Genomic DNA, 12,825 nt, shown 5'->3' with positions numbered 1-12,825 from the left:
CTACATGTAATGCCTACTCTATGGTTTAGCTAATAATTTTATCCTAAACTTCTATCTTGCAAATCGATTAAAATCTGCTTTTTTGATACGAAATTCGAAGATTTTGAAAGCTATAGGCAGAAAAAAATCTAAGACGTATTCATAGTTTTATATTAAAATACCATATTATTTATTACTAAAACATATGTTTTCACATTGTTATACAGTAATCTTTTATCAGTATATCGTTACTTTTTTCCCCTCGAGTTTATACTTAAATCCATAAGAAAAACTAATCCCTTCCATTACTAACTCAAGACTTTCATTATCAAAATTATCTGAAAATGTACCTGTCGTATTTTTAGTATCTTGAATTTCAAAATCTACATCGTACCACCTTTCTAACTTTTGCAAAATCTCATTAAAAGATGCTTTGTTAAAATGAATGATGCCATCTTTCCAAGAAAGTACACTTTGTAGATCAAACTCCGTTTTGGCAATTTTTCCCATTTGCTTTTTCACCATGGCTTCTTCACCGGGAATTAAATACACCAAACTATCTTCGGCTTTATCTGCTTCGGTGTTTTTTACTTCCACTTTGCCTGTAGCCAGAGATACTTTTACATCTGACTCTGAGTAAGCATCTATGTTAAAAGAAGTTCCTAAAGCTGTAGTGAGCACATTTCTGGCATTTACTACAAAAGGTCGTTCGGCATTTGGTTTTACCTCGAAAAAAGCTTCTCCGCTTAACTCCACTTCTCTAATAGCACCTGAATTAAAATTGCTTTTAAATCGAATTTTGCTTTCTGCATTTAATACGATTTCAGATCCATCTGGCAAAAAGATTTTAGATTTTTGCCCTGCCGGATTACTTCGCTCTTCCCAAACCTCCTGCACTAGTGCTATATCGGTATCTGATTGCTGCTGAAAGTATGTGTACCATACCACCGTACTTATCGTAAACAACACCAACACAGCAGCAACCCGCACTAAATAGCTATAGCTTTTCCTGTTGGCGTTTTGCTTAAAATTTACAAGCTTATTGGATTTTTTATCATCGGAAATTGAGTTTAAAACCTTCTCAAAAACGGCATCTTTCTCTTTGTGTATGTATTGTGTTTTGGTATTCTTCCAGATTTTGGAAAAGGTCTCTAATGTGTGTTTGTTCTCCGATGAATGATTCGCCCAATTTTTCAAAAGGGTTTCTTCAGCCGGAGTGGTTTCATTGGCAAGGTATTTACCTATAAGGTCGTAAATTTCGCTTTCGTTCATGAACTTACAATCAATTTAATCTTGTGTTCAATTTAGCAGACACGAAAAAAATGAAATACCCTACCTCAACTGTTAAAAAAATTTAAAAAAATTGAAAATGCTGTTAAAACCAGTACAGAAACGGATAAATGATACACTGCTTTATTAATCTCATGACTACTAAAATAACTGTCGAGGTCTTTTCTGAGCTTCTTAAAAGCATTGCCCATGTGTTTCTCTACAGCTTTTTCTGAGATGTCGAGCATTTGGGCTACATCTTTGTATTTGAGGCCGTCTTCTTTTACCATTTGGTAAACTAACTGGCATTTTGGCGGTAGGCTTAAAATAGATTTGTTGATCTCAGATAACAACTCGGCAGAAAGCAACTCGCTTTCCGGATTTGTCGCTACAGTCTTCATATTCTGATCTAACAAATTAAGTGAAACTGTATTGGAAAGATCGTTATCGCGCAGGTAATTTAAAGAAAGGCGTTTGGTAACCGTATATAAATAAGCACTTACATTTTGCACTTCGCCTAACTCATTTTTATTCTCCCAAAGTTTAATAAAAACCTGAGAAACTACCTCTTGCGCATGAAAATGTGTTTTAACATAGTATTTGGCAAATTGTAATAGTCTGGGGTAAGTCGCATCAAAAAGCAATTTGAATGATTTGGTATCTGCCTTTTGCTGTACCTGATTTAATAAACTACTTAAATCGTTTAAGTTATTTTTCATAAACCTGATGTTTCGGCTAGTCTCTAAATAGTACTTTTACTCAATAAAACTCTTTTTAATCTGACCCAGAAAATTTTTCTAATTAATAGGTAAGAAAACTAAAATGTACTTTACTTAAAGACTAAGTAACCCTAAAGCTAAACAATTGAATATTAATTCTAAAAATTTTTATAAAATTTAGTTCACTTTACCGTAAAAGTCTGGTAATATGAAAATGTACTCTATCTTCTCTTAAACAATTAAAATTTATTAGCTTAAAAATGAAATTTTAGTTTAATCGAGTAAAAGCTCATAAAAGTTTAACATCTTACGATCTGATTTAAATACAAAAACGATTAGAACAATTTCTATCGAATTTAGATTAAAAATATATGAAGGTAATAATAACTGGTGCAACAGGTATGGTAGGCGAAGGTGTGCTTCTCACCTGTTTAGACAACCCACAGATTACAGAGGTTTTAGTGATAAACAGAAAGCCTTGTAAAGTAACGAATCCTAAGCTGAAAGAGATTATACATGAGGATTTCTACGATGTTTCTCCCATCGAAAATCAATTAAGTGGATACGATGCTTGCTTCTTCTGTCTTGGAATTTCTTCGGTAGGAATTAGTGCTGAAGATTATGAAAAAATCACCTATAAACTCACCATGCATGTAGCTGAGGTACTCGCCAAACAAAATCCTCAAATGACGTTTTGCTATATCTCCGGAGCAGGAACCGATAGCACCGAAAATGGGAAAGTACGCTGGGCAAGAGTAAAAGGCAAAACGGAAAACGATTTAATGAAGCTGCCATTTAAGGCGGCTTATGGAGTGAGACCGGGATTTATTAAACCGATAAAAGGACAAAAAAATGCTTTGGCTTTTTACAAATATGTAATAGGCTTATTCCCACTTGGCAGAGCTTTATATGCCAAAGGTTTTTGCAAAATGGAAGAGCTTGCCAATACCATGATTTACTTAGCAATGCACCAACCTAGCAAAAAAGTAATAGAAGGCAGTGATATTATTGAAATGGCAAAAAGAGTGTAATTAGCATTTAGCTAGCTTCTATCTAGCTTTTAGTTGATTTCTTCTTTTTGCTTTTCTTGGTTTTGGGAGCAATCTTGTTGTATACCAAAGCCAAGTTAACCCAATAATCTAAGTCTTCTTTTTTATCTAACACTTCTTCGCTCACAAATACAAAACCCTTCATGGTTCGCTTGCCGTGAATCATAGGTCTTACACCGTTTTTTTCCAGTTCTGTTTCGTAGGTTTCGGGGTTGATTCTACACATAATTTCTTCTTCTCTTATTCCAACACACATCTTTTCATCTACCATAAAAGTTAATCCACTAAACATGGTTTTCTCTTGAACATTGGGTAAATGCATAAGCGATTCGCGCACCCTATTCACCAGCTTTTCATTATAAGCCATTGTATTTTCTTTTAGATTAAAAAATTGTGAGAAGGTGCCTACTGAATTGATATTTAAAAATAATGATTATTCCTGCTCAATACTGAATTTATAGATGAATTTTTTATGGGTATGTTTAAAACCTTCTCGCTCATAAAACTGATGAGCTTTTGCCCGATGTAAGGTGGAAGTTACTTCAATTTGCTCTACTCCCCTATCGAATAATAATTTCTTTAACTCTGTCACCAACATTTTTCCCAAACCTGCTTTTCGGTATTCAGCCATTACAAACATTTCTTGAATTTCGGCAATGGGTGCACTATGATGTAACAATAATTGAATATGGCAAGCCAAATAACCCACAACATTATTATCCCATAGCACCGCCAAATAGATGTTGTTTTCATTAGAGATATTTGTCTGATAGATTTTATGCTGTTGGGCTCTATTGTAAACCGTTTCTTCCAACTCATTTACAAATGCATAAATCTGTTCAAAATCTGCTAGTTCCGCTTTTCTTATCTCTATTGGCTTATCTGCTTTCATTGAGTTTTATGCTAAATATGGATTCGATACAAACTAAAAACCATATCAATAAATTTGAAATATAAACTGATTTATAATATATAAGATAAATACAATAGCTATAATGATTACCGAAAAAATAAAACTAAATTTACTATCATCATTGCTCTCCAACTTCTTATTTAAATCTTGAAGCTCCTTTTGAAGTTTCTCCGCTGTTGCAATAATATCATCTATACTTTCAGTAATCTTTCTTTGATTTTCACCAACAGGTATAGGTTTTACTTTTGGTAATTCTTGATCAAACTCTTCCTTAGATAGTTCGAAATAATTGCTTAGAACAGTTTTTATAGCTTCTAATGAGAAATTATTATCAAAAATTAGTATATCTTTCTTAATGCAGTTTAATCTGAAATTACCCGCATCATAACTTCTAATACTTAAATTGATTGAGTTTACTGAGTTCGTAACTTCTATATATCTTTGATGAGATGTATCAATTTTCTCTACTGGTTTACTATACATATCATGGACTTCAGTCCAATCAAACTCATCAAAGAAAGTATGTAATTCATTAACACTTCTTATTTCTACCGATTTCGATTCTTGCTTTTGAGTTAATGGACTAAAAAAATATTCAGTTAATGTGACCATTAAAAGTGCTTTAATTTGATAGTTTAGATGTTATAAAAGGATTTTTATATTTAACCTCACTCCCCAAGGGCGGACGCATCAAAATTTAAACTTCATAACCTGTTCCCTATATTCATCAGCGCGTGCACATTTATGTCTCTTTCTATTAACACTGATCTTACCGGGGGAAGCCTTGATAATGTTTACTCCCATCCTAAGTATAAGCCCATAATTTTGAGCGGCATTCTTCTTCCTTTTTCTGCTACTATCCTCTTTAAACTGGACATCCAAAGACCAGTGGAGTTGATTTTCTATAGCCCAGTGCCCTCTTATCACCTCATTGAATCCTTTGGCGCTATAATCCAAACTGCTGATATAGTACCTTTTATCGGTGCTGGTCTCCTGTGTCGCTATCACTCTCCTTTCCGATTCGATCTCTATGAGAGAAATGAGTTTCTCCCACCCACTTGATATGCCCTCATCGAGCAAGCTTGCCGAAAGAACACGGCATGTACGTTTTTCTATACGCCCATGACCTCGCGAATTCCATTCATCAGAAGGCAGGACCTCCTTTTTTGAGCAAAATAAGGCCATTGTTTTTTGCTGCAGCTTCTTCTGGTTGCCTTTCAGCCCGATCACATAATCTGCCCGTGCAGATATGATCTTCTCTGTTATTTTCTTTTGGCAGCCCATCGCATCGATAGTGATCACGGCCCCTTCTACCTCTAAAAGATCCAGCAGCGAAGGAATAGCTACAATTTCATTCGATTTGTCTTTTGTCCTATATTGTCCTAAACACATTTGCATATGACTGCACCATGCCTGAACCAGATGGACCGCACTTTTGCCCCCTTCTGAATGAGGGGTCTGCTGTTCTTTTTTTGTCGCACTCCTGCAGAGCTTTTTGCCGTCCAGGTTCACTATCTTACCATCAAAAGACATCCCTTTACTTGCCCAGTCAATAAAAAAAACTTCAAAGCTGCGATAGTCCAAACCTGACATGACCCTATTTAACGTATCATGTGAGGGTGTTTCATGGTCATATGGGAGGTATTTACGTAGCCAGTCCAATTTCTCTTCCCCAAAATCAGCGATCTCATCCCAATGTTCGCATCCACTTATGACCGCACTTAACATTAAGAATAAAATCTCGTCCAAGGGGTAAAGTTTGCTCCGCTCAATACGAAAATCTTGTACCTTACCGAACCATTCTAGCAATTTTGAAATTTCTGACTTATCTCCTTCCATCTTTTAGCAGGTTAAGATAAGAATTTAATTTTGATGCGTCCGCCCTTCCTCACTCCCCAGTTTTACCCATCATCACATTCACTTTTGGGTTAATTGGGTTACCGCTCATTCTGCGGTAAGATACAATCTGACCTGTGTGGTAAATGGCATCAGCAATCGATCCGTTCATCAAATTCCAAACTGGCAATTCGCTTTTATTCCCGTTGAGATCAAAGAGGATAATGAACTCCGAAATTTCTTCTTTGTCTTTAAATAGCTCACTGGCTTTTTGGATGTTCAACAAACTACCTGCTCTGAGTTCTTCCGCTGTCATCTTTTTTTCTTCTCTAGGCCTAATGTTGGGCTTCTTTTCAACTGCATTTAAAATTACCTCTGTAAGATCGTAGATATGCTTTAAAGATTCGAAAGTAGAACGGATATCTTCGGCAGGTTTAAACTCCAAATCTTCTGCTCGCAAACCTTCTGTTGCCCAATAAAACCTGTAACCTAAACCATCTATAAACCTTGCTACAACATTACCGGCTGCAAAATCTTTTGCATATTCTGGAATTTGCTTATAAGGTAATTGTTCATTTTTCTGAGCATACAACATTGTGGTAAACATTAAACCAAGTAGCAAGAATGTGATTTTCATTTTATAGTTTAGGTTAAATTAAATTTCAAAAATAAGTGACTTAAACGTGAGGCTTATGTTATTTACAATTTCATATTGATATAAATTACTGGCAATCAAAAACTTGTACTTTTATCTTGATATAAAAGTACCAAAAGATCAAGACTGCGAAAGTATTTTCTAAATTTTTTACGCTTTTGTTAAAATCTCAGAAACTCACTTCGTTCAGACAACTGAGATTTTTTAGCACAAACGCTCCAAAAATTATTAACGAAAATACTTTCAAGGTCAATTAGTTTTTTGTTTATCAAGTGGTTATAACTTGTAAAGTTGAATAAAGTAGTTTCTTGTAAAAATATCACATTGACTTAATTAATTTTTACTTGCTTACTGGCATTGTTAGCATTAAAAACTGGGAAATACATCAACTCTACCTTTGCTGGATTTAGGGTGTAAACTCCTGAATATCTCGGCAAAAGTTTAACCTCAAAAGTATATTCTCCCTTCCTCAAGTTTTGACAGAAAATGGCTGTTTCATTTCTGAAATACTCTCGATGAGCTTCATTATAAAAATGATTCGCTTTTGAAGCATAAGAACAACCTGCCGGAATCGGGATGTTTACCATCACATATTCTGCATCTTTTTTCACTTTTACCTTGGCAATCAGTGTTACTTCTTTACCCGCTTTTAAATAACCTGCCGAATCTGCATCAAATGAAGTAGTGATTTCAAAATCTGATTTCTTTTCCTCTGGTGTATGATTCCAATATTGCTGATAAGCCGTAAAGTAAACAGGAAAATCTCCTGTTTTAGATACTTCCAACTTTTCATCTGGATTCATATTCATCTCAAATGGAAACGCTGTTATCTCTTGTTGCTCCTCTCCTTTTAGCGTTAAAACTGGTTTAACAGCTTCAGTTTTACCATTTAAAATATCTGGCATAATGCTTTCGATAATTTTGGCAGACTCGTAAGTATTAGCCCAATATCCTCGGCCTCTTTTCTCTAAGAAATAGTTTCGAACCTTCGCCAACTCTCCACTATGGTCTTGGCTAGAATCTGCCTTTAATATCTGGTAAGCCAGTAAGGTATTTTGGATTTCATTATATAGTAAATTCGATTGTAGACTATCTGCACTAAAATACAAATTGCCAAAAAGCGTAGTCTGCTGGTATTGTTGCATAGAATCTATGCTGTAATCTAGCTTAAATCGCTGCTTCAATCTTATTACTTCCAACTTTTGATTGATATTTTGGTTGGCGGTTGTATCTAATCTGGTGATGTATTTACTATAATTCGCCGGACTGTTGATTAACCTTAAAATTTTCAGCATTCTAAGAGTGCTATAGAAATTTGTCGTATTCTCTAAATCCCAAACCAGTTTTTCTTCTATGCTTTCTAAATCAATATTTACCTTATAGCCAATAGCTTTAGCTTGCAAAAATGCCTCTAACACATGCAAGCTTATCCAATTACTTTCTGTAGCGTTTGGCCACCAACCCCATAAACCACTCGGTCTTTTATTCTTTTCTAATTGATTGATGATTTGATTTAGTTTCTTGTCTTGCTTAAAAGGCTCGCTCTGATAATCTGATATAACTTTTGCCGCCACCAACGATTTTAATTTTGAAGCTAATTGCTCATTACACAAATACTTATATCGCAACACGTGATCAATTTCATCTTTCAATACATCAATCACATCAGCTCTCGCATATAAACTCACTTCTCCGTAAGTAGAATCGAAACTCATTTGTATGGTGGTGTCTTTGTCTAGCATATAAAAGTTGCCTACCGTTTCTTCTAACCCGAGTGGATAGACTGGGATTTTTCTCAGTTCTCCATCAAAATAGCCATCTTCTTTGGTAATGGTATATTTTACTGCCATGCTATCCATCACCCCTACTAAGTCTAGTGAGTCAATTAATACATCTTGGCAAAATCTTTCTTTAGCAGTCACAAGTTTGCCATTTACTTCAAAAGCAGTTTTTACTTTTACCGAATCTGGCATGTAGTTGAGCACTTTGCCAATAGCAAAAGTGGTATCGGTTTCGAGTAAAAATCTCGGTAAAGCCATTTGTGCCATTAGAGGCTTGTACGATTTAATGAGGCTACTCGTTTGGCCAGATTGTTTTTTGCCGTTCATTGCCAAATAGTGGGTTTGCCAACTGGTAACATCGTCTGGAAATGTGATGTTAAAGCTTGCTTTACCTGCTTTATCGGTGGTGAGTTTGGGTTGCCAGAAAGCGTAATCAGAGAAGTTTTCTCTCAATGAGTTGGCTTGGGATGCTGCCTCTAAAAATGCTTCATCGTAATTTGCTCCCTTGTCATTTTTAGATTTAGCAACTTGAAAATTATCTCCCGATGTTTCAATTATCATCACTCCAGTTGCCGCTCTCGAACCATACAATGCGGTAGCTTCTGCACCTTTTAATACTTGAATGTTTTTAATCATATCTGGAGTTAATTCCGAAATATCTCCATCATAGATTTCTCCATTAATGATTACCAAAGGTTTTGAATCAAAATTGATCGAAGATGCACCTCTAATTGATACTGACACTGAATTATTTCCAGAAATATTTATACCTGCAACTCTGCCTTGCAAAGTATTAGACTTCCCTTTAAATTTAAGTTCATCTGCACTAACTGTAGCTACTGATGCACTTAATGATTTTTTCGTTACTGAACCATATCCAACTACTATTACTTCTTCTAGTTGTTGAACATCTGGAGATAACTTAATATCTGCTCCTTCTTCAATCGGATTAATTTCTTTCGTTTCAAATCCGATATATGAAATTTGTAATTTATATTTATCATTAGGCAGTCTTATTGAATAATAACCATCTAAATCTGTAACCGTCCCATATTTTGTACCTTTAACAACAATACTAACTCCTGGTAAAGCCATACCTTCATCATCGGTTATATAACCGCTAAACATTGTTCCATTTCCAGAATAATAATATTGCTGCTGATAACTATTTTTGATTTGATAAAGCTCACTTCTTTCCTTTTCTTTGGAATATATCCTCGGACTAAAAATTCTTCTTTCGATTAAGTCATTTACATATATGCTAAAAGAATCTTTTTTGAATATATGAGGTTGTTCAAACTCATAATAATTTACTCCATTTTTATGGATAAATAATGAATCTTGTGTTTGATATCTAGAACCTGAATAAAAATATATAAGCCTGTAGTAACCTTCTTCTAGTGCATGAAAGAAAGTGCTTTTACCGGGATAAACTCTTATAAATTGGTCATCGTCATATTTAATGACTAATGTATTTAAAGGAATGTCTTTGGGAGTAATACCCTTAACATCTTTTTTTTCATTATTAGCTTTAAAGCTAACTAATAATCTTCCTTCATTTTCTAAGGTGTAAACGGGATTTGAATATCTTGCCTTGTTACGTCTTTTTGTATCAATATATGTTTGCCAATCTTGCTTAATTTTTTCTTCTGTAAGTACAAGGTCTGAAAATGGTTGACCTACTGGATTAACATTATTGGACAATAATCTAGGAAGTTGATTTTTTGCATCAACCGATCGCATCTTCAATAATTTCGGACTAAAATCATATTCGAAATAAGGTTCATGGGAAAAATCAGTCTGAAAACTATCTACTAAATGAAAATTAATATAACCTGCAACTGGGCCAGCCATATTTATTGAACTTGAACTTCTTACAGTTGGATTTAAAATATACTTTTTCCCTCTATTATTGATATATGCATATCGTTCACCAAATGTATTTCTATAAGGAAATATGTACTTGTATAAAGTATTCTTTTCATAAGGACTCAACTCAGGCTTTTCTTCAGTTATTTTTATGTTTTTATCTGTTCTATCTGCATCTAAACTAAAAATAACCTTTTTCCCTTTTTTAAAATACAAGCTATCAATCGTAATTTCCCTATCACTTGTACGCAATTTTATTTGGTGATAACCTCCTTTTATGGCAAAAGAATATGGTTGTTTATTATTTGACCAACTAAAATAAACCGGTTCATTATCTACATAAATAACATGGACTGGTTTTACTTCACCTTCCGAAACTACATAAGGTGCAAATTGAGTGTAATAATTTTCAGATTTATATTCGAAGCGATAAATACTATCTGCCGGATACAGAAAACGGTAATATTCAATAGAATCTAAGTTTGCTAGAGTTTTCCATGTCTCATAATCTAAAGAAAAACTACGCTCCATTTGTTGATACTGATCTTCAAAATGGAAATTATTAATTATTTTTTTGATCTTTCTTATCTTGCCCAGATATGGTACTTCTGCTGTATTTCCATTAAATTTTTTGGTAAGTCCATAAGCCGTTAAATCAATTCCTTCTACTGGTTCTCCGTTTATATCTGTCACCAATACTTCCACTTTAGTCTCTTGCCCCGGAAATACAATTTTGGGTTCAGTTACAGAAACATTGAGTTTTTTATCTACTAAAGGAATATTATAATTTTGTACTTGTACTTTGCCTCCCCAGATATATCTTAAAGATACAATATAATTTTGCTTAGAATTGGATTTTTGATTGAGTTCTAGTGATTGTGAATAGCCTGAAGCTTTCTCAGCATTTTTTCTGTAAATGTTATAGGTAAAATGGATATTTCTTGGGTTTTCAACCTTTACAAAAACAGAATCTTTTGTTCTTTCAGAATAACATTGAATAAGTGGTGATGCAGAGCTTAACTCAAAAGTTTTTTCTAAACTATCAGTTTCAATTATATAAGCATGATAGTAGGGGTTTAACTCAAGCTTGGCAGGAACATTACCTGTATAAATATTGGTTTTGTTGCCAAAATTATCGCTGGTTGCAATGTTTACTTTTTTGTTAATTGATTCATCATTCAACAGATATTTAAAAGCGATAGAATCATTTTCTACTTTTATGTCAAACTCTTTTTTCTCGTAATAATATTCTAGCGTTTTCTTTTCAACCCTCAACTCATTATCTGAGGTGCGCATTTCGATAGTTAATCTATAACTAAAACTAGCTTTAGGAAAAAGTGAGTCTGAAAGTACAATTTCTGTTTCACCTGAAGATTCAAGTCGTTTCTCTAAAGTAAAAAGAGAATCTGGTACAAAAACTTTCTTTTGAAAGTACTCATCAACCCCAATTACTTTAGCATTTACTTCTACTCTAGCATCCAATAGATTTAGATCATTTTCATCTGTTCCTTTAACAAATAGACTTAATTCTTTCCCTTTAAATTGAGAAGTATTTTCAAGTCTTACAGAAAGTTTATTCTTACCTAATTCATAGTCTTCATAAGTAAATGCCCCACTTATATATTCTTTATCATCATTCTTTTGTAAGATAATCTGATATCTATTATCCAGTCTTAACTTTAATGAATCGTGTAAATAGAATTGATATTCAAAGGCTCCTTTTCTATATGGACTTAACTTAGTTAAAGTAGCAAAATCTCCCCATCTCCCAAATTCAACACTCACCTCTTTATTTAGTGGTTTGCCATTCTTTTTCTTTACAATATATGCTTTGAATTTTACAGTATCTCCCGGTTGATATTTTGGTTTATTAAATACAAGATAACCTTCATATTTTTGCGAGCTTTCAGAATAATAATCACACATATATGGATCAAACACACATGCTATCTTATGATAAGTTCTTTTAAAGAAATTACCTGTTCTGTAAATTACTCCATGTGGTCTTCTCCTTACAATTGATTTCACTCCATCAATTGGGAGCTTAACTACATATCTAACAGGTTTCCAAACAAATTTGAGTGGACTTTTATACAGAATTTTACCATAAGTAATGGTAGCTCGATTGTATTGCCTGCCTATATCATAATAAACTGTAAAACCTTGGTGGGTAACTTTTAACAAACCTCTTCGATTAGACTTTCTATCGAGATAGGTTTGTGTCTTTTCATTAAAGCTTAGGTTCTTATTTCTCAACTTTACCTTCGCATCTGGTATTATCTCTCCTACCGAATCCAATACCTGTATGTTCAAGTCGGTATTGTTATTTAGAATAAATACATCAAAATTTTGCACTGTGGCTATCGAGAATTCTTGCTTGCCTTTATTAGCAAAGGTTTTTAGATAATGCCCTCTGGGTAAATCTAATTCCTCTGGCTCATCGGTTGGAAATGAGTCTACCAAAGTGTGAAAGTAAGTGGAGTCTACCTCCCAAATACTTTTCTTATAGATGTTTTGCGCTTCTTCTTCTGTAAGCTGATAAATGTAGGTGTTAAAGCTTGTATGTCTACTGTTTAACAAATCCTGCCCTTTTAGTCTAGAAACAAAAAGTAAGATAAGGATTACAAAAGTTAGTTTTAGATAGTTGAAGTTGTTCATATCATCATTTTTACTGGTAGGATGCAATATAAATCGCCATTCCATAAAAATGAGTAAAATATTTTTATTCAATTGTTAAAAATCCTTGATTTTATCC

9 protein-coding genes are annotated in these 12,825 nt (G+C 33.9%); 1 reads left to right on the top strand and 8 read right to left on the bottom strand.

The window, feature by feature from the left end:
- Nucleotides 1-216: 216 nt before the first annotated feature.
- The gene (locus OQ292_RS26480) at nucleotides 217-1,251 is read right to left on the bottom strand and encodes a FecR family protein (RefSeq protein ID WP_284687319.1); all 1,035 of its coding nucleotides are present in this window, start codon (nucleotides 1,249-1,251) and stop codon (nucleotides 217-219) included.
- A 65-nt stretch (nucleotides 1,252-1,316) separates the two neighbouring features.
- Complete coding sequence (locus OQ292_RS26475; protein ID WP_284687318.1) at nucleotides 1,317-1,967, bottom strand: RNA polymerase sigma-70 factor; 651 nt, start codon at nucleotides 1,965-1,967, stop codon at nucleotides 1,317-1,319.
- A 371-nt stretch (nucleotides 1,968-2,338) separates the two neighbouring features.
- Between OQ292_RS26475 and OQ292_RS26470 the strand changes: the two genes are divergently transcribed.
- A complete protein-coding gene (locus tag OQ292_RS26470) occupies nucleotides 2,339-2,998 on the top strand; it encodes an NAD-dependent epimerase/dehydratase family protein (RefSeq protein WP_284687317.1) in 660 nt (219 codons plus the stop codon).
- 22 nt (nucleotides 2,999-3,020) lie between these two features.
- Here OQ292_RS26470 and OQ292_RS26465 read toward each other — a convergent pair whose 3' ends face one another.
- The 6 genes from OQ292_RS26465 to OQ292_RS26440 all read right to left on the bottom strand — a co-directional run bounded on the left by OQ292_RS26465 (nucleotide 3,021) and on the right by OQ292_RS26440 (nucleotide 12,800).
- On the bottom strand, nucleotides 3,021-3,383 hold the full coding sequence (locus OQ292_RS26465) for a TfoX/Sxy family protein (RefSeq protein WP_284687316.1): 363 nt from the start codon (nucleotides 3,381-3,383) through the stop codon (nucleotides 3,021-3,023).
- Between the two features lie 66 nt (nucleotides 3,384-3,449).
- Complete coding sequence (locus tag OQ292_RS26460) at nucleotides 3,450-3,908, bottom strand: GNAT family N-acetyltransferase (protein ID WP_284687315.1); 459 nt, start codon at nucleotides 3,906-3,908, stop codon at nucleotides 3,450-3,452.
- Between the two features lie 45 nt (nucleotides 3,909-3,953).
- Nucleotides 3,954-4,541, bottom strand: coding sequence for a hypothetical protein (locus OQ292_RS26455; protein WP_284687314.1), 588 nt, complete (start codon nucleotides 4,539-4,541; stop codon nucleotides 3,954-3,956).
- A 78-nt stretch (nucleotides 4,542-4,619) separates the two neighbouring features.
- Complete coding sequence (locus OQ292_RS26450; RefSeq protein ID WP_284687313.1) at nucleotides 4,620-5,768, bottom strand: ISAs1 family transposase; 1,149 nt, start codon at nucleotides 5,766-5,768, stop codon at nucleotides 4,620-4,622.
- Nucleotides 5,769-5,817: 49 nt separating this feature from the next.
- Nucleotides 5,818-6,402: a DinB family protein gene (locus OQ292_RS26445; RefSeq protein WP_284687312.1), complete on the bottom strand. Its 585-nt coding sequence runs from the start codon at nucleotides 6,400-6,402 to the stop codon at nucleotides 5,818-5,820.
- 347 nt (nucleotides 6,403-6,749) lie between these two features.
- Nucleotides 6,750-12,800 carry a carboxypeptidase-like regulatory domain-containing protein gene (locus tag OQ292_RS26440; RefSeq protein WP_284687311.1) on the bottom strand — a complete coding sequence of 2,017 codons (6,051 nt, stop codon included), beginning with the start codon at nucleotides 12,798-12,800 and terminating at the stop codon, nucleotides 6,750-6,752.
- Nucleotides 12,801-12,825 lie beyond the last annotated feature (25 nt).

Origin of the sequence: Chondrinema litorale (assembly GCF_026250525.1) — a bacterium.
In the GTDB taxonomy this organism is placed as follows: domain Bacteria; phylum Bacteroidota; class Bacteroidia; order Cytophagales; family Flammeovirgaceae; genus Chondrinema; species Chondrinema litorale.
Note: the sequence above shows the minus strand (reverse complement) of the source record. Positions and strands in the feature narration are given on the sequence as shown.